We start from the raw sequence: 25,704 nt of genomic DNA on the forward strand, positions 1-25,704 counted from the left end.
CTCAACAACGCAATAGAAAAAGGACTGGTTAGCCAGTCCTTTTGACATCAAATCAGGAATTCTTCCAACTGCCTGCCTTGCTCCAGCATGGCGGCCAACGCTTTAGGAGTGCGTCCCTGGCCGGTCCAGGTGCGCTCTTCACCATTTGCCATATAACGATACTTCGGCGGACGCGGAGCACGTTTCGTGCCATCACGTTGAGCTTTCCCGGCTGGAACGCCCTGTACGAGCTCAGTAGGGTCAATGCCAGCATCAGCCAGCATTGCTTGGAATTCGGCCAGCTTGGCCAAACGCTCGGCATCGGCTGCGCGGGTCTTTTCTATCTCAGCAACCCGCTCGTTATAAATCGAGGAGAACTTCTCATTCGCTTCTTGCAACTGTTCAAAGGAGAGCTCACGCAATGCAGCCCGCAAGCTACGGATATTCAGCAACACTTTCAGAAATTCAGTCATGATTAAGATCTCTCAATAAGGGGCACACCGTCAGCCACATGGATAGCTACTGACTCTGGTGATATAGGTCTTTCAATCTGGATCGTTCTGGTGACTGGTCTGAATAGTGAACAGCACGATTCAGGTAGTAATAACAGTGTTGAATTTTACGCTATTACACCTCATCGATGCAAATGCCATTAATTATCGTTTTAGCATTCTGTCGTCATCAGTGTCCATTTGAATTTGTTGTATTTATACGCAACACATAAAAACGAGGGGATTGGTCCCCTCGCTGTGCTTAACAGACTAGTCATCTCCGTAAATGCTACTAGAACGTTCATACAGAAGCAGCTGTTGTTTATACTACCCAAGTTTCCGGCTTCGCTTAGACGAGCTTACAGGGCATCTGGTGAACGCTAACAGCTCTTCAGGATTAATACGCTCTAAAGCGAGCAATTCTTTAATGTCAGCGATCACCTGCTGCCGCTCATGTGCTCTTACCCTCGCAGCCTCCTCTTCCTCAATGCGCTCCAGCGCTATCGCCTCGATTTCAGCATTCAGTGCTAACAAATCCTCCGATGACAATCCCTTTAATGCCGACCGTAACGATCGGGTATCTGTAAACACACTTGATGCAAGCTTCATTTGCCACCCTAATAAATCAATGCTCAGCTCGGGTCAGTTGGCTGGTACCGAAGTTTCGATAACCATCGCCGCCGCTCTTCGTATTCTTTTTACTCAGGTACGCCATACGAAATAGAAATGCGTTGAAGTTATCATCTCTATCTCGGACTGACTTGCGATCAAACCGGTACTGCGGATTATCAGGAAAATTCACTAACATCGCGTTATCAGGATAAGGGAGGCTCAGAGCGCTGCACCACGCCTTCTGGATCCTGGTTCCCATGTTGTTAGCGTCATAGTCCCGATAGTCTCCCAAGAAGGCATAGACGTCTTTGTTAAAGAGCAGCATCAGGTGGTAATGGGGAGATGCTGAGGAGTCCTGCTCCCGACACCAGATAAAGGCCGGCAGAGACGGAGTACCACGGCGTTTCTGACGATAGTGGTCCGCACGCAGTTGGCTTTTCAGAGACTCCATAAAGCGAGTAATCACTGACGGGTCAGCCCGCTGGAGACAGGTCAGCGTGTCAGCATCATCTTCAGGTGACTCAACAGCGAAACGCAGATCTACCCGCAGTGCATAAACACGGGGATACCTGGTAAGGGTATCGAAAACAACATCCAGACTACGCCTCAAATAGGTGCAATTCATGGGGCCGTAACTGTCTTCGCATTGACTAATAATGTATGGAGATGGTATTCACCTGACAGTTGCCCACAAAAGGGAGTGGTCATACGGCTTCAAACCGGATAACAAAACGGTACCCCTACCGTGTTATCCGGAGTCACCGTATGACCACCAACGAGAAAGTAGCACGTCGTAAACTCAGTCTGCTAGAGCTCGCCAAAGAGCTCAATAACGTCAGCAAAGCCTGCAAGCTCATCGGCTACAGCCGTCAGCAGTTCTACGAAATTCGCCGTAACTATCAGACCTATGGCGCCGAGGGCTTGCTCGACAAACTACCCGGCTGTAAAGGGGCGCATCCCAACCGGGTCGCTCCCGAGATTGAACAGGCTATCCTCGATTACTCTCTCACCAGACCAACCCATGGCCCGCTGCGGGTCGCGCAAGAACTGGCTCTGCAAGGCATCAACGTCAGTGCGGGCGGTGTGCGTGGCGTGTGGCAACGTCACGACTTGCTCTCCAAGCATGACCGCTTGTTGCGCCTCGAGAAAACCCACAGGGAACAGACGATTGAGCTCAATGACGAGCAGATCCGCCTGCTCGAGCGCTTCAGCCCCGAGTTTCGCGAACGCCAAATTGAGGTTCACTACACCGGGGAACTGGTGGCGGTCGACACCTTCTTCGTCGGCGCACTCAAGGGGGTGGGCAAGGTGTATCTGCAAACCGTACTGGACTGCTACAGCCGCCACGCCTGGGGACGGCTCTACACCAGCAAGCTGCCGGTGACCTCGGTCCATGTGCTCAACGAAACGGTCCTGCCGTTCTTCGAGGCTCACGAGGCGCGGGTCTATACCATCCTGTCAGATAACGGGCGCGAGTTCTGCGGGCGCCCTGACCATCACCCCTACGAGCTGTTCCTGCAACTGGAGGGGATTGAGCACCGGACCACCAAGGTACGCAGGCCGCAGAGCAACGGCTTTATCGAGCGGCTACATCGCACCCTGCTGGATGAACACTTCCGTATCAAGGGGAGGACAACCTGGTATGAGTCGGTAGAGCAGATGCAGACAGACCTGGACAGCTATCTGGATCACTACAACACCCAGCGGCCACATCAAGGCAGGATGATGGAAGGACAGACTCCCTACAGCATGTTCAAAAAGGGTCTGAAATTGATACCGAAGGAAGTGCGCACTAAAGTAGCGTAAACAAGACACCGGTTTGAGGCCGGTGTCAGGTGATAACTAGATCTGTACACTAATAAACTGCTTCATCTTGAATACCGAACGTTGGAAGTGGTTCAACATAGCTATCTCTTTATTAATTTAATTAACACCCACCTTCCTAGCGATACGCTATAGAAGGTGAGTGAGCGTAGATATCCCTACCCTGCATTAATGAATGCAGAGTTATGGTGCTATCGTGCGTTATCTATTAGTGATTTATTTGCTTACGCAAATCTATGCAATGCAACCGGTTATAATGTGGTGTGTGAGACACCATTAGTAGCGCATACGTCTCCTATAGTGGTGCATGCTTATAGACATGCATATGTCAGCGTAGCCATCACGTTATACTTGGCGCTAGTTAGGGAAAGTGCGAACAAGTATCCCACGAACAAAAAATGAAAATTTTAGTCATTTAATATCAATGAGTTACCAGTAAATGCTCTCGTGCCATATGACTTATTCGCACCTTCCCTAGAGCAGAATTAAATGATAATCTAATCCGAGGCATTACAGGATCTTCTCTCGGTGTTTGCCTCTTGGACTATTCAACTATCATATTGTTATTGTTTGTTCCTGGGGATGATGTTGATAATATTATTGCGTTGGGTAAAAAGACTAATGTTGTAGAGTTATTGTTCAGGTATAAACACCCTTTACCTAAGGAAGATGAGAATAATTCACTAAACACAAAAAATGCATCTGCAATCAGTTGAACTGAAAGGACTGAAATTTTCAGTTTCTTTGAAGAGGGTACTTATTCGTACCCTCTCTAGTGAATGATTACTTGTTGATGCACATCAATTTCAAATATACCTGCGAGAATTGTTTAAATGCGTTTTTATTTCATGTATTATTTTCAGGGATGGAGTCGGTTGCCAAAACGTGGATTGAGGCACTGGTGACATTACAGCGCCACAATCCCACAGCATCAATTCAGGTGTATGGTTATTTCTCCTCCCCCCTGTCATCATGACTCCAGCAACCAATCAAGTAAGCTCTATCCAGATACTTTCAGATACGAATATCAAAAATATCTGGAATATCAAAAATTGCGCACACTAATGAGTCTCAAAAATGCAACTGGATGCCATTGCATACTCTCATATGGCACCATCTAATTTTATGGTGCGGTGCTGTCATCTGGCGCTCCCATTACTTCCATTCAAATAAATTTCAGATATATATTCTCTCGGTGAACCTACCTTGGGACTGTTCTATATAGTCCCATTTTCATTGGAGATTGATTTATGGCACACCTCATCGATACCATGGCCTACACTGGCCTAGCGCCCTGGCACGGCCTCGGAAATATCTTGCCCCCACAACAATCATTGGAGATCTGGCTTAAAGCTGCCGGTATGGACTGGACCATCGAGCAGAGCGACGTAATGTTTAACGTTGCTTCCGATGCCCTCCATATTCGCCCCTATCGCGGCAGTAAGGTGCTCTTCCGATCCGATACACTCGAACCGCTCTCGGTGGTCTCCCAACGCTATAACGTGGTACAGCCCCATGAGGTGCTGCACTTCTATCAGGATTTAGTGGAAATCGGCGGCTTTGAATTAGAAACCGCAGGCTCACTTAAAGGTGGCCGAAAGCTGTGGGCGCTGGCCCGTACCGGCCAAGACTTGAAACTCAAAGGCAATGACCTGGTGAAGTCCTATCTGCTGCTGGCAACCAGTTGTGACGGTACACTTTGCACCACGGCGCAATTTACCTCGTTGCGGGTGGTCTGCAATAACACCTTGCAAATGGCGTTGCGTAATAGCGCTGGCGCAGTCAAAGTCTCTCACTCGACGACATTTGACCCGGCTGTTGTCAAACAGGAATTAGGGTTGGGACTTTCCCACTGGGATGAATTCAAAACCCAGACCAAGGCATTGGCTGCCCGGCCTGTCGCCCCAGAAGAGGCGTTACGTTTCTTTAGCGACTTGCTGGCCCAACCGCTGGATGCAGATAATCAAATCATCCTTACTCGCCCTGTTCAACAGCTCCATGAGTTGTATCAAGGTGCAGGCATGGGCTCGGAGTTAGCCAGTTCCCAGAATACCGCTTGGGGCTTGGTCAATGCGGTCACCGAATATGTGGACCATCACCGTCGTGCTCGCAGTCAGGACTATCGCCTCGATTCCGCCTGGTTCGGTCAGGGGGCTCAGCTAAAGTCTCAGGCCCTCAATCAAGCCCTTACACTGCTGCAGTAATCCCGCACTCAGTTTTATTTCATTTCCCCGTCATAGACCCCTACCCAGCCATCAGGCCGGGCGGGGACGTTTATGCCGCTGACAAGGAGTAATGATGAAAGCAAAAGCCAAATACGGTCAGGCTATTCGCTTAGCCTCCACCACCGACCTCTCTCGCAAGCAGTGGTTGGCGATCCGCAAGCTTGGGCTAGGTTCATCCGATGCCGCCGTTGCGGTGGGCCTCTCACCCTATAAATGCCCGCTGTCACTGTGGCTGGAAAAGACCGGGCGTAAGGAGCCGGAAGATATCTCCCACAAAGAAGCTGTGCTGTGGGGTATCGAGCTCGAACCGGTGTTGGCGCAGGTCTACGCCAAGCGCACCGGTTATCGGGTGCGCCGGGTCAATGCGGTACTACAGCACCCCGAGCACCTGTTTATGCTCGCCAATCTCGACCGGGAGGTGGTGGGCCACCCCGACGGCCCCGGCATCCTCGAAATCAAGACTGCCAGCTATCACAGTGCCCCCCAATGGGAGGAGGGCGTACCGGTCGCCTACCAGTGTCAGGTACTCCATCAGCTCGCCGTCACCGGTCATGCCTGGGCGGAAGTGGCGGTACTGATCGGGGGTCAAGATTTTCGGATTTACCGCATCGAGCGCGACGAGGAGAAGATCCGGGATCTCACCGAGCGTGAGGCGCAGTTCTGGCAGCAAGTCACTAGCAACCAGCAGCCCGAGCCCGATGGCTCGGAGGATGCAGGATCGGCGCTAGCCTGGCTATTTCCCCGTGATGACGGGGAAACCGTCGATCTCTCCGATTCACCCGAGTTCAACCAGCTGTTCGGGGAGTTGCTGCATCTGCGCGAACACAAGGAGGAAGTGGAGCTACGCGAATCACAGATCAAGCAGCGGCTACAGGCCACGCTGGGAGAGGCTACGGCAGGACTCTTTGCCGACGGCAAGATCACTTGGAAACGCAGCAAGGATCGGCTGGCCCCGGACTTGGAACGGCTCGGGCAGGATCATCCCGACCTGCTCAGCCACTACGTCAAACCGGTGCCCGGCTCACGCCGTTTCACCATTCAGGCAGCTCACGCGGCCAGGAGACACACACCATGATCAAAGGACTGGCGATTACCCCACCCGTGATCGGGCGGATCTGTATCGGCAGGCTGGTACAGAAAGAGGGGAAATGGGTGCCTGAGAAGGACGACAGTTTCACCCTCACCACCCAGGTACAGCAGAAAGGGGGATGGTTGCTCCATCCCTTGCATCAGCAGTTCGCTCAAGGGCATGAGCAGGCCAAGATCCGCGCCATTCCGGTGCGGGTGCTGTTCAATGACAGCGATCTGAACCTGAGGGCGGAGTACAGCGCCTTTGACCGCCAGACTGGGCGGCCGCTCTGTGTCGGCAACGGGGAGCTGGCGAGACGAGTCGGCGCACAGGGGATGGAAGAGGTGTGCTGCCCCGGCCCGGAGCGCTGCCTTTACGGCCAGCAACAGGGCTGCAAGTTGTACGGACGACTGAACCTATTTGTGGAGGGGCAGGGGGATGAGCTCGGCAGCTTTATCTTTCGTACCACAGGCTATAACTCGGTACGGACCCTGGCGGCACGCCTCAAGTACTTCGAGGCGGTGAGTGGCGGCCTGACCCGTTATCTGCCGCTGACCTTACGGCTACGGGCCAAGAGCACCACCCAGTCCTACCGCACCCCGGTCTACTACGTGGATTTGACTCTGCGGGACGAGCTGACTCTGACGGAGGCAGTCGGCCAAGCACGGCAGGAATCGATGCAGGACGATGAGGCCGGGCTGACGATTAGCGAGATGGAAACGGTGGCCCGAGCCTTGCTGCGTAATGGTCAGTTCGAGGATGTGGATGAAGAGGTGCCAATGCTACTGGAAGAGTTTTACCCCCAGGTGGAGGAAGGGGAACATTCGACTGCCGAACCGGCACCGCAAACAGTGGCCCAACCACGGGGAACGCGAGCACGGGCATCCCCGTTAACCAATAAATTGGGTAAAGGTGCTACACCGATACCCGGTGCGCCCTAACTCAGGATTTGGCCAGGCGCTCGACCAACCGTTCAAACGTCTCCAGCAGCAACGCCCGGTCGGCACTGTCCAGCCGGGCTAACTTCTGCCCCAAGACGATACCCTGCTCAGTTGGGCGCGGGCTGGTTTCGCGCAAGAAATCGGCCAGCTCGCACTCAAACAGCTGAGCCAGTTCAGCCAGTCGGGCAATGGTCGGCACTACGATACCGCGCTCCATCCGGGAGACGGCTTCCATCCCGATATTGAGATGCTCTGCCACCTGATCCTGGGTCAATCCCGCCTGCTGGCGCTGCCGCCCGATCGCCTTGCCCACGCTTTTAGCGAGCAGCTCAACTTTGATGTTCGTCATAAGTCCTCCAATCAACCTATATCGTTGAATAAGGACCCATTGACATGAGGGACTTAAAGGGATGAACATCAACCACATAAGTCTTATGTGAGGGGCTTTTTAACTCTTCGCGGGTTTGTGGAGAGGTATCCAGTCTGTTTTCGCAGCACAGGCATCAACCACCACAGGCAATTAAAGGAATAATCAAATGAGTGAATGGTTTTACGAGAAGAATGGTCAACGGATTGGTCCGATCATGAAGGAGCAGTTGATAGGCTTACTTGGCGCCGGAGATATCAGTCACCAGACGCTGGTATGGCACCAGAGCCAGCCACAATGGCTGCCACTACATGCGACTCCGCTGGCCGCCGATATTCCGCCGTCATCGACCCCTCCAGCGCTACCTGCAATTGCGATTAGTAATACCTTGATCTGGATTTTGGCTTTTGCGCCCATCATCGGTATTTTCTGCGAAGGCTTTGTCGCCGGTGCCGTATACCATGATACGGACCAAGCCGCGAACGCAGTGGCGGAAGGCTCATTCTTCTACATCTCACTGATCATCAATATCGCACTGAGTTACTGGGATGAACGTACGCTGCGCAAAGCCGGCGTCAACACACAGCAATTTGGCAAAATGGTCTGGCTCGTGCCGGTGTATCTCTGGAAGCGCGCCAAGGCATTGCAACAAAAGCCGACCTATTTCTGGTGTTGGCTAGTGACCTTCTCGCTGATCATGCTCAGCAGTTGCAGCGCATAACTCTACCTCGCTCAAGTTGATGCCAGCCATCAGACCGCTACTCGACCGTCATGGTCGAGTAGCGCCTAACTGACATCCGAAGCTCGGAAGACCACCTCAAAAGGTTGGACTTGAGTATTTTCCAGTCATGCCATTTCAAGGCAGTGCGGAAAAGCAACAAAACCAGGCATTTATCTTCAAGGCCAAGTCCTTGTTTCCAGCAACTCGGAGACAAGCTTGACCGTGCTGCAACAACAAGGAAACCGTTATGCCCCATATCTACCGATATGCCCTGCTACTAGCCAGCATGTTAACACTCAGCGCCTGTGGTGGCGGTTCTGGCGGCCCCACATTTGAAGTCGAACTCACTCACACAGCCATCGGACGGCCACAGATTTATGTAGTCACAAAAAATGCCCAAGTCATCATCGAGAAGGTAGTAATTAATGATGGCGAACCAGGGTGCAGGGTGATTGAGGCTAAACACGATTTCGGCATCGGCAGCACCTTCCCTCTCAAACTCAAGTTGGGCCAAGGAGTGACGTTTGCGGCTCGATACGAGTCCTGCACAGTGTTCAGTGCTACCTTAGTGACTGACCTCGGTGAGGTGACATACACATTTGGTGAATAACCGCAAAACCGACACGATCAACATCATATTAACGAGCGCCAAGCGCCCCCACCAATGAGATCCTCAAGCATGCAGATAATACGAACTCTACGTGCGGTAACGATGGCAACTCTGCTAAGTTGCTCAGTCACTGCCTTTGCTGCCGATTATGCGCTACAGATTGAATCGAAAATCCCTACTACCATCAGCGGAACACTCGGCTATGCCAGTCTGAAATATTGGATAGCGGTGCCAGGCAAAGGGAATGTGGAATTACTCACCGATGCAGACAATGAGGGAGGGCTTATCGAGCTCGTAGGGAAACAGGTATCGCTCAACGGCGCCATGGTGACCTACTCAAACGGGAGTGTCTATTTCGAGCCCAAATTCTCGGCCCCGGCCTCACCAGGGCTATCCATTAGCCCGCAAGACGACGGCACCATCGTGGTAACCAATGGCGAGCAGGTCCTGCTCAATACTGACATGTACCACTCTATTACCATCAAACATGAGCAACCATTGACTCAGGGAAAAGCCGTGTTGCTCGAACTCAACACCGGGGGAGTTGGTTGTCCGATGCTCTATCAGCTAGCCGTCATCCGCTCGGATACGCTTCCCTTGCTCACTCCCACCTTCGGCACCTGCAGCGATCTTGGCAAGCTGACGCATGATACCAACGGCTTCACATTAGCTTTGCCAGGCAACCCCGCCGAAACCTGGATCTGGGATTCTCGTACCCTGATGCTGCACAAATAACGTCGTCACTTTTCCACACTGATAACAGGGCACCCACGAGGTGCCCTGCTTCGTTTTTATGTCTGACCACAAGGAGTTAACTTCATGTCTCGATTCACCCCAGGCGATCATCTGGTGACCGCTCACCTCGGTTATACCCACCATGGCCTCTATGTCGGGGGCGACCTTGTCATCCACTATCAGGGGCCTAATCTCGGCCTACCCGGTGAAATTGTGATGACCTCTCTGGATGAGTTTTCCGATGGTAAGCCGGTCTGGTGCAAATTTTGCCCTGTCAGGCGGTATGGCCGAACAGAGAGCCTCGAACGTGCCCGTACACGACTGGGCGAGCATCGGTACGATGTGTTGTTCAGTAACTGTGAGCACTTCGTGATGTGGTGCATCCAAGGTCTCCACCACTCGCCACAGATCAGCCAAGTAGCAACAGCGGTGGTTAAAGCAGCCCTTCGCACTCAGCAGACCACCATCATGCCCCCAGCTACGGCCGTGTTGACCCGAGAACGCACAGCATCTGATTGCATAACGCTCGCCACCTCCGCTATCACCCTGACCACCCTCGCGACTTCGCCAAGCTGGGTCCCCCTGGCAACTGGCGTAATAGCCGCCCACGCAGTAAGCCGCCTCTGGTCCTGGCTCACCGACTGAGCCACTGCCGCTACCTCACACTTTCAAGGAGCACAACCTATGACTATTCCCTTCTACCGGGACGGCTTTGCCCTGCCCGTTTGTCAGGCTCTACTGGCCCTGCTCAGCCAAGAAGCCGAACGTACCGATCTCGATCTGGGGCGCTGCACCCAGCTGACCTTCAACTTCCGTAACCCCGGTTACAGCGCTGAACAGGGTGGCGTCCACCCGGTCGAGATCCGCTTGGTACGTGGTCTTGACGACTGGCTGGTCGATTACGTCACCGATTTCAGTTACCAGGGACTGGGCCAGGATGCCGAGCTCTGCAAGGAGCTTGATTTCAACTTCCTCGACGGGGAACACACCATGTTGGGCTGGGGGCCGCTACGGCTGGCTGAAGCCCGGGAGTTGTTCGATATCTGGCAGAGCAACTTCATTGCCTACTGCCGGTTGGAGTGTTTCACCGTTTCGGTCACTGGAGATTAGGAGGTTGCAATGAGCCAAGAATTAGCGCTTTCGCACTACTCACGCCAGTGGCTGGGACAGATCACTATCAAAGCAAAATTAAGGCCCACACAAAGTGGCAAACGCTGGTTGCTGCATCTGACACCTGGTAGCCCACATGCCCGCACCGTCACCTTACAAGTGCGTTGGTCTGGGGTTCAGTGGCAACTGCTCACCATCAGCAATGCTGACGACTGGCGCACCATGAGCCAACCGGTGGATGAGATCTGCGTTGATCCCAAGCGCAGGTGTTTCTGGCATTGCCAGGCAGGGCCGGTCCCGTTCACCGAGCAGCCCAGGGTACTGGCCAGCTTTCTGGCTGACCTGCAACGCATTTGTATTCATCGCGGTTTTACCGTGGAGAGTGACCCCTTACCCCATCAGGAAGGTGCCGATGACCAGAACACTGCTCGCCCTTGAGCTGGAGGGGGTTCACGACAACGGGGGGCAGACCCAGGTGGTGCTGGACTACGGTCTACGGGTCGATGGCTACGCCCTCTATCTGCGCTATCAGACCGAACGGGGTGACGCACTGGCCGAATGGCTGTGCGATCACCCGGAACGGGAGTGGCTTTATGGCATCGGCAACCTGCTGGCCACCAGTTACCAGATCCCGTTGCACGACCTGACACAGCAAAGGCTGCGCTCTGCCAATCACTGACCCACTCATCGCAATCACCACCCCCCTTATCGCAAAACACACCCCACCGGCCAGTGGGGCGAACGCTTTTGGAGAATGAATCATGTTGCATCACAAACTCAGTGCTGGGGAGCAACCCGGCACTTATCGGGTGACCGACTTAGTCACCGACGACGACTTGCTCACCATCGCCCAGGCACTGGCCCGCCAGAAGCTCGCCAAAGGCGTGGCCCTCACCGACAAGCATCTGGCCCACCACGCGCTACAAGGGCTGCTGCAAACGCGGGATCGCGAAGTGTTCGCCGCACTGTTCCTCGATAACCAGCACCGGATCCTGGCCTACGAGGAGCTGTTTCTCGGCACCCTCTCCGCTGCGACCGTCTACCCCCGCGACGTGGTCAAGCGGGCGCTGCACCACAATGCCGCCGCGCTGATGCTGGTCCACAACCATCCCTCAGGTTACCCAGAACCCAGCCGTGCAGATATCGAGATCACTCAGCGACTGCAAAGCGCCCTAGCGCTGGTCGATATCCGCACGCTGGATCATCTGGTGGTGGGGGCGGTGCGTATTCCGGCGAAGTTGAACAGCCATTCCGGCCAACGTGAACACCCTGATCCTTAACGCGCTCACGTCACCCCGTTTCTAACTCGAGTGTTCAGATTGGGTCAACTCACTTCTCCTCTTTCTCATCGATTCTCCCTTCAGTGACAGCCGGTGAGCGTTGTGCATCAGCCGGTCCAGGATCGCATCTGCCAGAGTGTTGTCCCCCAAGCTCGCGTACCACTCTTCCGTTGGCAGCTGACTGACCACGACCGTCGAGTATTTCCCGTACCGATCATCCATGATCTCCAGCAGGGCGTTGCGCTGCTCGGCATTCACCGCTTCCAGTCCCCAGTCATCCAGGATCAGCAGCTCTATCCTTGCCAGTTGACCCAGCAGTCTGGCGTAACTGCCATCTACCTTGGCCTGGCTCAGCTCAAGTAGCAGACGCGGCAGCCGGTAGTAACGAGTGCTGTGCCCCTGCTGACAGGCTTGGTAGCCCAGCGCACAGGCTAGGTAGGTTTTTCCGCAGCCACAGGGGCCGGTAATGAGCAGGTTCTGGCCCCGGCGCAGCCACTCTCCTTGGGCCAGGTTTGCCACCTGTGACCGCTCCAGGTTGCGTGCAGACTGGTAGTCCACCTCTTGCACCGTGGCCTGGAGTTTGAGCCTCGCCTGCTTGACCAGCCGAGCTTGTTTACGCTGCTCCCGGCTCAGTTGTTCGTGTTCGACCAGCAGGCTTAGCCGCTCGATGAAGGGCAGCCCTTCGTAGGTACTTGCCTGTTCCAGTTGTTGTTGCACGGCATCCGCCATGCCGGTCAGTTTCAGGTGTCTCAAGCGGGTCAGCGTTTGTTGGGTCATGGGACGTATCCTCTTTAGTGGAAGCTCTGGGGGCCACGGATGTTCTCGTGCTCTTGCGGTAACTCTGGGTAGCTCAGCGGGCTTGCGGGCAGTTGGTCGCGGCCACTGGTCAGCACCGACTTGAGCTGTTTGAGTCGCACCAGACCTTCCCGGTTGGCCAACTGGCAACAGGCTTCAACCCGTGATGGCGGATATTCCCGGCTAAGACTCAGCAGCCCCAGGCAGAGTCGGTATGCCTGCTCGGCATGGGCTTTCTCTTCCAACCGTTCGCTAACCCAGCACAAGGTGCTCGGTCCGATGTCAGCAGCCCACTGTTTAAGACGCCCTGGGGTCCAGCGTTGCTGCTTGCTGTGACGTTCCGGCATGTGCTCAGGGAGTGTGCTCATCCCCGGGATGGTTTTACGCGGATGGCTCGCGACCAGCTGTTGCTGGTGATAGACCTGAAGCAGTGTGTCGCCTGCATGGAGCTCCAGTTGCTGACCCACATACTGGTGTGGCACCGAGTAATGGTGCTGCTCATAGCTGACGTGATAGTCGATGTTGACCTTGACCGTTTTGATGGCGACATAGCGATAGGGATGCACCGGCAGTGGTCCCAGTGCCGGGCGGTCCAACTGCTCAAATGCGTCACGTCGGTTACCGGGCAGTTGCTTGAACGGACGCTCGTTGAGTTCGTTCAGCAAGGCACGGATGCACTGGTTGAGTTCGGCAAGCGAGAAGAAGGTCTGATGGCGTAGACGGGCCAGGATCCAGCGCTCGACGATCTGCACACCCACCTCTGCCTTGGCCTTGTCCTTGGGCTTGTAAGGACGAGCTGGCATCACCGCCACCTGATAGTGCTCGGCCAACTGCTGGTAGCTGGGGTTGAGCTCGGGATCGTATCGGCAAGCCTTGCTGACACCGCTCTTGAGGTTGTCGGGGATCAGCAGTGCCGGTGTCCCGCCGAAAAACTCAAAGGCACGGACATGGCTTTGCAGCCAGTCCGGCAGTGACTGTGACCAGGTGGCCTCGGCAAAGGTGTAGTTGGACGCACCGAGCACGGCGACAAAGACTTGTGCCTGACGGACCTCACCCGTAGTCGGCGACACGATGGGCACCGTGGGCCCGCAGTAGTCGATAAAGAGCTTTTCCCCCGCCTTGTGGATCTGGCGCATGGAGCGCTTTTGCAACTGACACCAGGACTTGTAACGGTCACAGAACTGGGAGTAGCTGTAACAGCTATTGGGATAGCGCTGGGTGTACTCCTCCCAGAGCAGCTGTTTGGAGACCCCCTTGCGCTTGAGCTCCTGATGGACAGAGGGCCAATCCGGCACAACATGGCGGGCCGAGATGGTGGTATCGGCCTGCGGATAGAACAGGGCAGCCAGTCGGCCATCATCAAGCTCGGTAGGTAAGGGCCAGGTAAGGCCGAGCGCCTGGGCACTTTTGAGGAGTTTCTGGATGGAGCCGACACTGACCTTGGTACAGATACTGATTTGGCGAACAGAGAGGTCAGCTTCCAGCCGCAGTCGCAGTACTTCACGAATTTTACGCATTGCAATCCTCTTGGCAGACATAGGCTCTTCCCTGGCAAAAGGGAGAGCGTATCAAAGGTTTTTAAATCAATGCGTTAAGGATGATTCCGGTGAATGTGAACAGTGATTCCGGGATGTTGAACACTGTTTCCGGAAAGGAGGGGCGAAGTGTTCAGGTTGAACCGGAATGAGCGTTCATATTGGTCCGGAAATGGTGTTCACGTTGAATCGGAATTGGTGTTCATGATCGGCCGGAATATGCAGGCGGAGGGCGTGGTGTCACTGGCAGAGCGTGGACATTTGTAACAGTTGCGCCGATCAGGCCGTCCTTTTCGGGAGTAATGAGCATGGTCTGCGATGACCTGTGCAAGGACCCACCCTCATTTGGAGTAAAAACATGAGCACGATAGGCAGTTGGGGATTACACACCCAGGTTCAGCCCCGTTTTGGCGCACGAGCCATTGTCGAACGAAGCGGAGTCTCCCTGCTCTGGGATCGCAGCGGCGTCTATGGCGAGGCCGACGAGCAGTGGCTCACCGACATCGACACCGTTTTACCGGGGTTTATTGAGCGTCTTAGCAAACTATTTCAACAAGGGGAACTGCTGAGCGACCAAGATAAATTGGTAACATTGAGGCAAGGGGAATGGGTCTGCCTGGCCAATCCACGGGCCAGCTATGGCTATCTCTATCTCGATGTTTACCAGCAAGAAAGCGGCAGTGTTCAAGCCACAGAGGTGTAAAGCCGACATAGATGGTGCCCTTTCACTGAAACTGACTAGCTGAAATTCAACCATTTAGCGGTAGCAACCACATGAGAAGAGCCAGACCGATTGAACTCGGTCTGGCTCTTCTTTTTTTCACCTGCACGATACGTGACTCAGTAAATGGGGGGAACTAGCCCAATTACTTCACCACCGCCATCAACTTGCCGAAACTATCGACCACGTCGTACTTCACATTTTCCGGAGCGAAGCGGCGGTTCATTTCGTCGAAAAATTTACGGGCGCATTTGATCTTGGTTTTCTCGATCTCCCGCAGATCCATGGACGATATTGACCCCTTGGTTTCAGCCACGAAGTAGATGTGTTTGACCGAACCCTCCTTAAACGAGATCGCCCAGTCGGGGTTGTAGTCGCCGACCGGCGTCGGGATCAAGAAGCCCCGAGGTAGCTTGGCGTAGACCACCACCTCTTTGCTGGCGTCCAGCTCCTCAACAAACTTGCGCTCGATGTTGGAATCCGTCACCACGTAGTCGTAGATGTGGCGCTTGAGCTTTTCACCGGCCTTGCTGAAGTCCTGTTTGCTCTGGCCGGTCGTGAAGATATCCAGCTCGAACTTGTCTTCGGTCGGGTCATAGGCCAAGTGCTCGATGATCACCGTGGCTTTCTGCTCGTTGATGAGGCGAATGGCCTCAGCGATAAAGCTCTCCGGGTTGGTCCTGAACTGAGCAAATACATCAGCATCGAGTCCCTTGAGCATCTGTGCGACAGTGCGGCGGGTAAGCTGTGTCCCCTCAGCCAACTTGCCAATCAGATCGTATTTTACGGCGGACTGGATGGAGGCGTAACTAGCCTGAGTCTCCGTGACCTTCAACTTAAAAGTATTACCTTCCTGAAGACCATCGTAGGTAACCGAACCAATCTGCTCACCCTGTTGGATGGTGTATTGCAACGGCGTGACCTTCAATCCGTCTGAGCCCTTGCTGTTAAGCACCGCAATCGTCTTCTGCACCAACTCGTCCGAATCGAACTCGACGCTGTAGGCTGCCTTGCGGTTGATGCGATCCCACAAGGCTTTGAACTCCTGCTTTTCAAAGTTGGCGTTGAGTGGATTCTGCTTCGGGCGGCGGTCATCCCCAATGTCGGGCAACTGGCTCTCGCTAAAGACACTGTCCACCAGCTTGAATACTTGATCACCGAGCGGGGCCAGTTCCTCTGGCAAATCGGCCAAGGCGTGATCTTTTTTGGCTTGGTGGTACTTCTCGGTCACGTTGCGCTTCTTGTCCACATAGCCGTTTTGGATCAGATAGAACTCGATATCGCTCGCCTGGTCTTCCGTCACGGCAACCGGCCCCGTTGGTGTAGTGACCATTTTTCCAGTGAAGAATGCCTTATCCGCAATACGTGGTCGTGCCAACAGCGAATCGCTGATGTCCTTTTGCAGCGCCGCCACGAAGTCGGTGTAGCTCTCGCTGGCGACCACGGTTAGCACGTTCACATCGTGCACGGTGGCCGGGTGATCCATGCGATTACCATCCTGATTCACAGACAGACGCAAACCACGCCCAACCTCTTGGCGACGAGTGACCACATTGTTGTAATCCGGATGCTTGAGGAAGCAGATCACAAACACGTTGGGGTTATCCCAACCCTCGCGCAATGCCGAATGAGAGAAGATAAAGCGCACCGGCTCAGCCAGTGACAACAGCCGCTCCTTGTCTTTGAGGATCAGATCGTAGGCGTCCACATCATCAGACTGACCCGCATTCTCGCCGCGAGCCGCCACCTTGGAATCCACATCGCGCTTGGTTTTCTTGTCGATAGAAAAGTAGCCCTGATGGGTCTTCTCAGCAGGAATCCCTTGCAGGTACTTGGTGTAGGGCGTCTCATGGCGCAGCAGATCCTTCAGATAGAGCGCGTACTCCTCTTCAAAGATCCGGGCATACTCCCCTTTCTCATCGCTGGCACTGTAATCACGATACTTAGCCACCTCGTCGATGAAAAAGAGCGTCAAGACTTTCACGCCTTGGCTAAACAGCACCACCTCCTTATCAAAGTGGGCCTTGATGGCTTCGCGGATCTGGATCTGGCGCAGCGTTCTTTCATCCACATCACCCATGGCATCGCCCACCACCAGCTCAACACCATTGGTAAAGCTCAGGGTATCGCTGTTGGCATTGATATCAGAGACCACGAACCCATCGCGGTACTGCTCAAGCTCATTGGAAAGATCGAACAGGTTGTCGCCCTTGCCGAGCTTGCGGGTAACCCGCTTGATATTACCACCAGAGAGCTTTTGCTCGAACTCCACCACCGCCACCGGCGGCTTTTTGTTTGAAATCTCAATGGCCTGCAAATAGAGGTAAGCATGGGTGCCCGCCAACCCCTTCACCGAGATACCGCGCACCGCAATCTTCTCCACCAGCTTCTGGTTGTAGGCATCGAGCGCATCGAGCCGGTGGATCTTGTTGTGGTTGGTCTTGTGGGTGGCGGAGTAACGCAGCACCATCAAGGGGTTGAAATTCACCAGCGAATCCAGCGTCTTGCCACCTTCCATCTTCTGCGGCTCATCCAGGATCAAGATGGGGCGGTTAGCGCTGATCACATCGATCGGTCGCCGTGACTGGAAATCATCGAGCACTTCGTAAATGCGGCGGTTATCCTTGCCGGTCGCATTGAACGCCTGTACGTTGATCACCATCACATTGATACCGGCATCCGATGAAAAGCTCTCCAAGTGGTGCGGCTCTTTGGAGTTATAGATAAAGAAACGCGCCTTCTTGTGATAGGTCTCCAGGAAGTGATCGGCGGTGATCTCCAGCGACTTGGCTACCCCTTCGCGAATGGCAATACTGGGCACCACGATGATGAACTTGCTCCAGCCATACTGCTTGTTGAGCTCAAACATCGTTTTGATGTAGCAGTAGGTCTTGCCCGTGCCTGTTTCCATCTCGATGTCGAGATTCAGCTTGGCCACCTTGGTCTTGACCAAGGCATCTGACAGCGGCAAGTTCTGAACCCGCTGCACCTGATGGATATTGTCCAGCAGAGCGCTGTCGCTGAGCGTGAGATCGGCGTTTTTGAAGCCACCGCCCACTGCAAAGAGATCTTCCGTTCCTTTCTTGGCTTTACCAGGATCGATACGGTAACTCATGGCGGCAGCAGAGGCCGGGAGTTGTCCCTTAAAGATATCGACGACCGCCTGCACTGCATGGGCCTGATAGGGCTGGTGTTTAAATTTGAGTTTCATGCTTATCCTACCAATGCTTCAAGCTCACCGAGCCAGCCGTCAAACAGCGGGCACTGCGCCCGCATCTGGGGAATACCGATCCGCTCGGCAATGGCGATCCCTTTCGTGGTTTTGGCAAACTCCCCCTTAGGAGACCAACCATCCAACCGCTTGGAGGGGGCGGTGGTCGGGCCGTTATTGATCGCCTCGGGTTCACCACACTCGGCGAGCACACGCCGGACCTGCTCCTCGGCAATGCCCAACTCGTCGGCCAGAATGGCGCTGTCACTAAACAGCAGCGCCTCAAACTCGTGCATCGCCATATAGGGGATAAAACGCTGTTCGGCTTGCTGGGCCGCAAACTTACCGATCACCTCGGCCTTGGTCGCTTGGTTCAAATGCGCGGCGATGATGGATGGGGACTGCCGCTTGGGTACGTTCTCAAGACCGGGCCACTCCTTGATACCGTAGTAATCGACCAGCGTGGTGACGTAGGTATCGGGCCGCTGCTTGAGAAAGCCCTCGATATCATTGATGGCGCGACTAAAACGTACATCGCCCCCTTTCTGGCCCGGTTTGCTTACCTGGGTCGCCTGAATATAAATCTGCTTCTCGGCCAGATAAGGCGCTAGCAGCTTCTCAACGAAGATCTGCTCGCTACGCCCCTCCACCACCGCATAGACCTCGATGTAATCACTCATAGCGCGGGCCCCCGGCGATCACATTCTTGGTCCAAAGCTCACCCACCGAGTAGTTATCCAGCCAGTGGGCATAGTCCTGCTCGCTCAGGCGCTCGAAGGTCGAAGCCCCGCCCTTACGATTGGCAACCACGATATCCTCAATGGCAAATTGATCGAGCAGAGCCGGAGATTGGGTCGCCACGATCACCTGGGTACGCTGGGCGGCCTGTTGAATAAGCTCCGCCAGAATGACGATGGCTGCCGGATGCAGCCCAAGCTCAGGCTCGTCGATGATGATGGTGGAGGGAGGATTGGGTTGCAGCAGGGCCGTCGCCAGACAGATAAAGCGAATCGAACCATCGGAGAGATGATAAGGCTGCATGGGATAGTCAGACCCCTTTTGCAGCCAGCTCAGATTGACCTCTTCCCGTGCGCCGCTGGTGCGCGGCTCAAGAATGAAGTCATCAAAGAAGGGGGTGACGAGGCGCACCGCATCGACGATCGCCCGATAGTCATCCCCATGTTGATCGCGCAATTTAAGCAAAAAGGCACCGATATTGGCGGCGTCCATGCGCAGCACCTTGTTATCCTGCACGATTTCGTAATTGCGCATTCCCGCGCTCTGACTGGTATCGTGGAAGTGATAAACCTGCCAGGAGGAGATAGCGTCATACACGGGGCGCGAGAAACGAGCATCAGGTCTATTTTCCAGCACTTCGGCGACCATCTTCGACTTGCCGTCGTTACTATCTCCCAACGTCCACCAGCCGGAAGAACCTCCAAAATAATACCGAGCCTCGGATTCGATCGCGCACTCATCACTGGGGGTTGGCACTAGGGTAAAGCGGTAGCCGCGAGCACCAAAGTGGGTCTCGAAAAACATCGACGAGGTGACTTTTCGGCCATTGAACAGCAGATTGCCCGCCCCGCCACTATCGCGGACAAAGCGATTGAGGTTGCCATCCATCAAGGCGCGCAACATGCGAAAAAAGGCGATCAGGTTGCTCTTGCCGGCGCCATTGGCCCCGACAATCACGTTAAGGCGTTTGAGCTCAAGCTGCTCCAGCGCTTCAATGGATTTGAATCCCCGAATCGTCAGACGATCCAATGCGGTGCCGGTTAGACTATTTAGCATGTCGCCCTCCTTAGATGCACTTCACGTCGGTGGCAGGCGACAGCAGTTTGAAGATCTGCTCCACATTGATCTTGACCGCACTGCTCTTAAAGCCAGCATCGCGGAACACCACCCGCAGCGGTTGCCGCTGAGCCAGCGCCTTGACAAACTCCTCATCAACTCCACCGTGGGTATCGAAGCAAGCCGCCAGCGCCATATGGCTGTCGTTGCCATCGACGAAGAACACCTCTTTACTCTGTATTACTTCCTTGGCAATCGGCAGCGCCAGATCGACGCCCCAATCCAGCATCACCTGGAACAGCAGATCTTCCGCCGTGCGATCCGGCTTGATGTTCTCCACAAACAGATCGAGGTTAGCCATATCCAGCGCATCGGGCTGGTAGTAAACGTCGGCCATATTGGAGGAGTCGATCTTCAGGACGCGAAAGCCAATATCTATGCTATTGCCATCGGCATTCCTTCCAATTTCCTGACCAGCTCGACGAAGTCGCTCTTTAGTGATTTCAGAAATGTGTGCCGTCTTCCCGAGCTTCGTCAGGGTCTTGATGGCACCCTTGGCGCCTTTGGCCTTTGGGTTGATTGCCTCTGGAAGTTGAACAAGAATAAAGCGCAGATTCTTTTTCTCGGTTGCCGTAATTTGCATTACTGCGTGCCCTGTTGTTCCAGAACCAGCGAAGAAATCAAGTACAATATCCCCGTCTTCTGTTCCGACATAGTTAATCCATCGCGCCAATACTTCACGGTCTTTCGGATTACTGAATATTTTGGAGCCGAACATTTTTGTCAGCTCGCTACTGGCCTGCAGCGCACTTCTATAGAAGTAACTTCCAGCCACCTGAATTGGTAGATCTTCCGACTCGTCATTTTCTGATAGGTCATCCGAATCGATATCCTCATCTTCTTCAGGTCCAAGATCTGTTTCGATTAAGTAGGTTTTTCGAATAGGAGGCTCTGAGTGATCTTCCCTGAAGACAACCTTCCCTTGATTTATCATCTCCTGCATCTTTTCCTGAGTGCTGTATCTCCATCCTCCATCAGGAATGGCACACGCTAACCCTGTCACCGGATGTAGAACTTCATATCTCGGACCATCTCCACCTGGCCATGACATATTGTCGTCACGCCATACACCTTTCTCGTCAACTTTGTTATAGCGAGAATGCTTTTTCGATGGGTGTGTTTTCGGGAGCGAGTCGTAAAAATCACGCAGTGCTGCCTCCACTTTTTGATTGTCATTGCCATGATTTTTTCGCAGGCGTAGATATTCATCGTGGATTTCTTTTGCGCCAGGCTTCGCCTCTCGCCACTTAGTTTTTCTTTGTTTTAATAATTCTTTATTCTTGCAATAAAGAAGAATGTATTCATGGCCGACCGATACAAGTTTTGCGTCATTCTTCCTGCCCTTCTCCCAGACCAAGCTGGCGACAAAATTTGACTCTCCAAAGACCTCAGAGCAAATAGACTTAAGATTGGAAGCCTCTGAGTCGTCAATACTAATCATGATGACACCGTCGTCCCTGAGAAGGGTTCTGGCAATCTTCAAGCGCGGATACATAAAGCTAAGCCAGTCCGAGTGAAAGCGACCATTGCGCTCCGTATTGACTACTAGCTTTCCTCCATCGGTGGAGACCTGATTTGATGATTTCAGGTACTCGTCTGAACTTGTAGCAAAATCATCCAGATAAACCAAATCGCTCCCTGTGTTATAGGGTGGATCGATGTAAATAACCTTGATCTGACTAAGATAGTTTTCCTGCAACAACTTCAAGGCATCGAGATTATCGCCCTCGATAAACAGGTTCTGTGTGGTATCGAAGTCCACACTTTCCTCTCGGCAGGGGCGCAGCGTCTTGGCTATGGGAGCATTGGCCGTGAGCAAGGCTTCGCGCTTGCCCGGCCAGTTGAGGTGATAACGCTCCTGTGGCCCTTCGACGATGGATTCGGCGAGTTCTTGGCGCAGTTGGTCAAAATCCACCGCCAGCTTTACGCTGCCATCCCCGTCCTTGGCCTCAGTCACACAGCCCGGAAACAGCTCGCGCAAACGGGCAATGTTCTCTTGAGTCAGGTTGGGGGAGTGCATTTTCATTTTTTCCATCATTCGTTCCGTTTAGTCATTGCGCTGCTTCGCAGCGCTCTGCATCAGTGCTAGGCAGCGGCTAAAATAATTGGCCTATTCCGCCTCAGATGCGGCATTATGCTTGAGTTCGGCAAACTTTGCCGCCATGGTTGGATTACCGCGCGTCAGGCGCTTGACTGTGAGATCCTCGGCCTTGTTATTGGCAAGCCGCAGGTTGTTGGCCGACTTGTGCAACGCTTCTTTCGTTTTTTCCAGGTCCTTGATGGCCTCATCGATACGCTTGACCGCCTCCTCAAAGCCCTCTGAAGCGAGACGCCAGTTGCGACCGAATGTGGTCTTGAAATCGTCGAGTTGAGTCTCGAAGTTGGTGATGTCGATATTCTGCGCCTTCACCAGCGCCAGCTCCGATTTGTACTGGAGCGATTTCATCGCCGCATTGCGCAGCAGAGTGATGATCGGAATGAAGAACTGTGGACGAACGACATACATTTTCGGGTAGCGGTGAAACACGTCGACGATCCCGGCGTTGTAGAGCTCATTGTCGGGTTCAAGTAGAGAGACTAGCACCGCATATTCGCAGCCTTTTTCGATTCGATCCTTGTCCAACTCCTTAAGGAAGTCTTCATTCCTCTTCTTGGTGGCCGTTTCATCGCTTTCGTTCTTCATTTCGAACATGATCGAGACAATCTCGGTCCCTGATTCATCCAGGTCGCGGAAGATGTAGTCTCCCTTGCTGCCGGTGCGCGCGTCGTTGTCCTTCTCGAAGTAGGCTATAGGAAACGCAGTGGCCCGGAGACGGTTGAACTCGATCTCGCAATGCTGCTCCAGGGTTTCACCCACCATCTTGGTCGATAGCTTCGCCTTCAGATCCTTCAGACGCTCGATGGCATCGTCACGATCCTTAAGCTGTGTCTCGTACTTGTCCTTGAGCGCCGTCTCGGCGAGCTGCTTTTCAAGCGCGGCCCGATCAAGCCCGTTCTTCAGTTCGTCACGCTGCTTCTCAACCACGCTAAGCGCTTCGCTGAGGGCGAGCTTTTGTGCGACTTCCCCCGCATCGAGCTTGGCTTGCAGGCTCTGGATCTCTGCATCCTTGATGGCAGCGGCTTTCTGCAAGTCGCTCAGGCGCTTCGCTTCGGCCAGTTGAGCTGCGGTTTCCTGCTCGTGCTTCAACTTCTCCAACATACTCGCCAGTGCATCACGATCCTTTTCAACAACACTCAGTGCCTGGCTAACGGCAAGTTTCTGGGCTACCTCGCTAGCCTCAAGCTTGGCCTTCAACTCCTGGAGTTCAGAATCCTTGGCGGCGGCCGCTTTTTGCCGCTCGTTCAGGAGTCTGGCCTCAGCCAGTTGAGCAGCAGCCTCCTTCTCTTGCGTTATCTTCTCCAATGCACTTGCCAGCGCATCCCGGTCCTTCTCTACAGCCCCCAGCGCTTCACTGACAGCGAGTTTCTGCGCGACCTCGCTGGCATCGAGCTTAGCCTTTAGTTCCTGGATTTCAGATTCTTTCACCGACGCCGCTTTTTGCAACTCCGTGGTGATCTTGGCCTCTGCAAGCTCAACGGCATTGCGCTTATCTTGATCGGCCAGTTCCAGCCGCTCGTGCAACTGCTGCTCGAAGTCGCTATCACGAACTTGCTTTAGGATGTCTGCGTACCCGGCTTCATCTATCTTGAATGCCTTTTTGCAGTGTGGGCAGATGATCTCGTGCATGATTATTTCCCCTCCACCTTGGCCAAAATTTGCAACAGCATCTCAGGAACGACGCCTTCGGCATTGAGCGTTGCTGTTCGGTATGCGAGTTGATTCTTGGCGAGGCTGATACCCGCAGCAGCCTCGACTTCGCTGCAGGTAGTAATCCATTCAGGCCAGTTTTCCAAGAGAAATGTTTCGAGGTGATCTTCAAAGACCGCTACTTCGTCAGCAACGATGTCGGATAGGAAATCTTCTTCCAGCATTCCGAAATACCGGAGCAACCTGCGATTCTCATTGGCATGGTTGATTCGTTCTTTATCAATATCGCCTTGTTTCTTGCCCTTCGCCTTGGATCGCGCTTCAAACCCACCATCTGCATCAAAGAGCGCGTACACAGGTACACCTATCGCAGTGAGGATCGCATGGGCAAGTGGTATGGATGTCTTTGACCCTACGGGCACAATCGAAACACCAGTTGCTTCAAGCGCTCCAGGAGAAGCTCTGTCTCCAATGCCATAGAACACGGATGACTCTGTTGGCCCTTCAACAAGGAAGGCCCTATTCGCGAACAGTGCAATTGCGAGCTGATCAGCCACGTTGTGATCGAGCCGACGTTCAACTACATCACCGTCAACAATTCCCAGAAGCCGGGTTTTAACATCAGCAATCGTTGCATAGTGAACAGAAACAACCGGAGCCTCGCCAGATGATCTCGTCAGCCGCCGAACTTGATCAAAATGGCGAGCCTCAAGGAAGTAGGGGCTATGCGTCGCATAAGCCACCTGGATGCGTTTGCTTGAATCCTCCGCAAGAGCCCGGAGTACCTTCGCGAAGGCCTGAGCTTGGATCGGATGCTGAAAGAGCTCCGGCTCCTCAATCGCCAAGCAGATAACCCCTTCCGCTGAAGCAGCCCCAGACTGCGCCAGTAGTTGAAGTGCCGAGATCAAAATCGTCCGTTGGAAGCCATGTCCCTGTCGGTCAACGGCCGTCTCAGTTGTACCATCTAGCACAGCTACTTCGAAGGTTGTCTTAGGGGCTTTAAGCTCCACCTCAGCTGGGGAAACAGTTACTGATCGCCCCGGCGAATAAGACGCCACGACCTCGTTAAGCTGCGACGTTATTGCTTCGAGCTGCCCCTTGAACTTCTCCTCATACACTTTTTGCTGCTGTGCTCGTGACTCCTCGACGATCTTCGCAATCTCCTCATCAGCTGCTGCGCGGTCCACTGAACGTTCAAGAATTCGCCCGATGATACTCGACTTACCATCAAGCGATTCTTCACTGGCCCTAAGGTCGGCTGTGACCAACACGAAGTCAAAGAGCCCGCTCATTTTACCGCCGCTGTTAAAACCGAAAAAGTTAGTTTGCAAAGATTCGAGTGCGTCTTCGAGCAAATCTGTATGCGCTGCTTCCCAAATGGTCATTGCCTGTTCAATGGCCGTACCGGTATTGGCTGTCGGGAGCTCTAGCTCTGGGCGGCTAGTCTTGAGATTGACATATAGCGCCTTCTTCTCCGCTACAGCACTAGCCGCCTTGATAGCGTTGAAGTCAGGGAAGCCTTTTGCATTGGCAGAAAGCATCTCAGTACCATCAGAAGATCGACGTTTCCATGCGGTGAACGTACTGATGCCTTCTGGAGCATACTTGCCAAGAGCCTCACGGTCTTTTTCAGTGAGGTCCGAAAATGTGACCTGAACTTCAATGTCTTGGTCAATCGCCCCAAATGAGCAATCCTTTTCCGTCAGCGAACCTGGCTTGCCGTTGAAGAACCAGTCGAGAGCCCGAAGCACAGTAGACTTGCCAGCACCGTTTGGCCCAATGAAGGTTGTTACGGAGTCAAAAGGAATAGTAACGTCTTTTAATGCCCGGAAATTTCTGATACGAACGGATTGAATCTTCATTTCAGTTTCGACTC

Annotated in this window: 25 protein-coding genes; 13 read left to right on the forward strand and 12 right to left on the reverse strand. The window is 53.8% G+C overall.

Translation table 11 applies throughout. The features are described 5' to 3' along the window. Positions 1-47 precede the first annotated feature (47 nt). The 3 genes from ACPW74_RS13070 to ACPW74_RS13080 form a co-directional block, all read right to left on the reverse strand. A complete protein-coding gene (locus tag ACPW74_RS13070; RefSeq protein ID WP_010673971.1) occupies positions 48-452 on the reverse strand; it encodes an H-NS family nucleoid-associated regulatory protein in 405 nt (134 codons plus the stop codon). 345 nt (positions 453-797) lie between these two features. Beyond that, positions 798-1,079: a hypothetical protein gene (locus ACPW74_RS13075; protein WP_213390262.1), complete on the reverse strand. Its 282-nt coding sequence runs from the start codon at positions 1,077-1,079 to the stop codon at positions 798-800. Between the two features lie 16 nt (positions 1,080-1,095). Next, the gene (locus ACPW74_RS13080; RefSeq protein WP_129146679.1) at positions 1,096-1,707 is read right to left on the reverse strand and encodes an inovirus Gp2 family protein; all 612 of its coding nucleotides are present in this window, start codon (positions 1,705-1,707) and stop codon (positions 1,096-1,098) included. A 140-nt stretch (positions 1,708-1,847) separates the two neighbouring features. Between ACPW74_RS13080 and ACPW74_RS13085 the strand changes: the two genes are divergently transcribed. The 4 genes from ACPW74_RS13085 to ACPW74_RS13100 all read left to right on the forward strand — a co-directional run bounded on the left by ACPW74_RS13085 (position 1,848) and on the right by ACPW74_RS13100 (position 7,141). Next, on the forward strand, positions 1,848-2,888 hold the full coding sequence (locus ACPW74_RS13085; protein WP_042017433.1) for an IS481-like element ISAs19 family transposase: 1,041 nt from the start codon (positions 1,848-1,850) through the stop codon (positions 2,886-2,888). Between the two features lie 1,268 nt (positions 2,889-4,156). Continuing rightward, on the forward strand, positions 4,157-5,110 hold the full coding sequence (locus tag ACPW74_RS13090; RefSeq protein ID WP_041212676.1) for a DUF932 domain-containing protein: 954 nt from the start codon (positions 4,157-4,159) through the stop codon (positions 5,108-5,110). 94 nt (positions 5,111-5,204) lie between these two features. Then, complete coding sequence (locus ACPW74_RS13095; RefSeq protein WP_041212675.1) at positions 5,205-6,206, forward strand: YqaJ viral recombinase family protein; 1,002 nt, start codon at positions 5,205-5,207, stop codon at positions 6,204-6,206. Next, positions 6,203-7,141 (forward strand): hypothetical protein, encoded by a 939-nt coding sequence (locus tag ACPW74_RS13100; protein ID WP_195879274.1) that lies wholly within the window; start codon positions 6,203-6,205, stop codon positions 7,139-7,141. The genes ACPW74_RS13095 and ACPW74_RS13100 overlap by 4 nt, the downstream gene beginning before the upstream one ends. A 1-nt stretch (position 7,142) precedes the next feature. On the opposite strand, the gene ACPW74_RS13105 is transcribed toward ACPW74_RS13100, so the two are convergent. Beyond that, the gene (locus ACPW74_RS13105) at positions 7,143-7,490 is read right to left on the reverse strand and encodes a helix-turn-helix domain-containing protein (RefSeq protein WP_041212673.1); all 348 of its coding nucleotides are present in this window, start codon (positions 7,488-7,490) and stop codon (positions 7,143-7,145) included. Positions 7,491-7,677: 187 nt separating this feature from the next. Between ACPW74_RS13105 and ACPW74_RS13110 the strand changes: the two genes are divergently transcribed. The 8 genes from ACPW74_RS13110 (at position 7,678) to radC (ending at position 11,964) form a co-directional block, all read left to right on the forward strand. Continuing rightward, on the forward strand, positions 7,678-8,229 hold the full coding sequence (locus tag ACPW74_RS13110; RefSeq protein WP_041212672.1) for a DUF4339 domain-containing protein: 552 nt from the start codon (positions 7,678-7,680) through the stop codon (positions 8,227-8,229). 247 nt (positions 8,230-8,476) lie between these two features. Beyond that, positions 8,477-8,839, forward strand: coding sequence for a hypothetical protein (locus ACPW74_RS13115; RefSeq protein ID WP_041212671.1), 363 nt, complete (start codon positions 8,477-8,479; stop codon positions 8,837-8,839). Positions 8,840-8,941: 102 nt separating this feature from the next. After that, the gene (locus ACPW74_RS13120; protein WP_232535758.1) at positions 8,942-9,574 is read left to right on the forward strand and encodes a hypothetical protein; all 633 of its coding nucleotides are present in this window, start codon (positions 8,942-8,944) and stop codon (positions 9,572-9,574) included. Positions 9,575-9,658: 84 nt separating this feature from the next. Beyond that, on the forward strand, positions 9,659-10,219 hold the full coding sequence (locus ACPW74_RS13125; protein WP_041212669.1) for a lecithin retinol acyltransferase family protein: 561 nt from the start codon (positions 9,659-9,661) through the stop codon (positions 10,217-10,219). Positions 10,220-10,258: 39 nt separating this feature from the next. Next, on the forward strand, positions 10,259-10,684 hold the full coding sequence (locus ACPW74_RS13130; protein ID WP_041212668.1) for a DUF2787 domain-containing protein: 426 nt from the start codon (positions 10,259-10,261) through the stop codon (positions 10,682-10,684). A gap of 9 nt (positions 10,685-10,693) precedes the next feature. Continuing rightward, the gene (locus tag ACPW74_RS13135; protein ID WP_129146649.1) at positions 10,694-11,122 is read left to right on the forward strand and encodes a hypothetical protein; all 429 of its coding nucleotides are present in this window, start codon (positions 10,694-10,696) and stop codon (positions 11,120-11,122) included. Beyond that, entirely contained in the window at positions 11,097-11,363 is a 267-nt protein-coding gene (locus ACPW74_RS13140; protein WP_041211638.1) for a hypothetical protein, read from the forward strand. The genes ACPW74_RS13135 and ACPW74_RS13140 overlap by 26 nt, the downstream gene beginning before the upstream one ends. 82 nt (positions 11,364-11,445) lie before the next feature. Next, positions 11,446-11,964, forward strand: a complete 519-nt coding sequence (radC, locus tag ACPW74_RS13145; RefSeq protein ID WP_425858180.1) for a RadC family protein — start codon at positions 11,446-11,448, stop codon at positions 11,962-11,964. Between the two features lie 21 nt (positions 11,965-11,985). On the opposite strand, the gene istB is transcribed toward radC, so the two are convergent. Beyond that, positions 11,986-12,741 carry an IS21-like element ISAs29 family helper ATPase IstB gene (gene istB / locus ACPW74_RS13150; protein WP_000194037.1) on the reverse strand — a complete coding sequence of 252 codons (756 nt, stop codon included), beginning with the start codon at positions 12,739-12,741 and terminating at the stop codon, positions 11,986-11,988. Between the two features lie 14 nt (positions 12,742-12,755). Beyond that, positions 12,756-14,297 carry an IS21-like element ISAs29 family transposase gene (istA, locus tag ACPW74_RS13155; RefSeq protein ID WP_001274811.1) on the reverse strand — a complete coding sequence of 514 codons (1,542 nt, stop codon included), beginning with the start codon at positions 14,295-14,297 and terminating at the stop codon, positions 12,756-12,758. Between the two features lie 355 nt (positions 14,298-14,652). Here istA and ACPW74_RS13160 point away from each other — a divergent pair, with 355 nt between their 5' ends. Continuing rightward, positions 14,653-14,997 (forward strand): type IV toxin-antitoxin system YeeU family antitoxin, encoded by a 345-nt coding sequence (locus ACPW74_RS13160; protein WP_050498278.1) that lies wholly within the window; start codon positions 14,653-14,655, stop codon positions 14,995-14,997. A 163-nt stretch (positions 14,998-15,160) separates the two neighbouring features. Here the strand turns inward: ACPW74_RS13160 and ACPW74_RS13165 are convergent, their stop codons facing one another. From ACPW74_RS13165 to ACPW74_RS13190, 6 genes are all read right to left on the reverse strand, one after another. Beyond that, positions 15,161-18,226 carry a type III restriction-modification system endonuclease gene (locus ACPW74_RS13165; RefSeq protein ID WP_425858181.1) on the reverse strand — a complete coding sequence of 1,022 codons (3,066 nt, stop codon included), beginning with the start codon at positions 18,224-18,226 and terminating at the stop codon, positions 15,161-15,163. Positions 18,227-18,228: 2 nt separating this feature from the next. Beyond that, entirely contained in the window at positions 18,229-18,906 is a 678-nt protein-coding gene (locus ACPW74_RS13170) for a DUF4276 family protein (protein WP_041212665.1), read from the reverse strand. After that, on the reverse strand, positions 18,899-20,020 hold the full coding sequence (locus ACPW74_RS13175) for an AAA family ATPase (protein ID WP_041212664.1): 1,122 nt from the start codon (positions 20,018-20,020) through the stop codon (positions 18,899-18,901). The genes ACPW74_RS13170 and ACPW74_RS13175 overlap by 8 nt, the downstream gene beginning before the upstream one ends. Positions 20,021-20,030: 10 nt before the next feature. Continuing rightward, positions 20,031-22,115, reverse strand: coding sequence for a site-specific DNA-methyltransferase (locus tag ACPW74_RS13180; protein WP_041212663.1), 2,085 nt, complete (start codon positions 22,113-22,115; stop codon positions 20,031-20,033). Between the two features lie 75 nt (positions 22,116-22,190). Further along, on the reverse strand, positions 22,191-23,807 hold the full coding sequence (locus ACPW74_RS13185; RefSeq protein ID WP_041212662.1) for a DUF2130 domain-containing protein: 1,617 nt from the start codon (positions 23,805-23,807) through the stop codon (positions 22,191-22,193). A gap of 2 nt (positions 23,808-23,809) precedes the next feature. Next, positions 23,810-25,690 carry an ATP-dependent endonuclease gene (locus ACPW74_RS13190; protein ID WP_041212661.1) on the reverse strand — a complete coding sequence of 627 codons (1,881 nt, stop codon included), beginning with the start codon at positions 25,688-25,690 and terminating at the stop codon, positions 23,810-23,812. Positions 25,691-25,704: the final 14 nt, after the last annotated feature.

This window comes from Aeromonas sp. INTO2 (genome assembly GCF_049860605.1).
GTDB classification, from domain to species: Bacteria; Pseudomonadota; Gammaproteobacteria; order Enterobacterales; family Aeromonadaceae; genus Aeromonas; species Aeromonas caviae.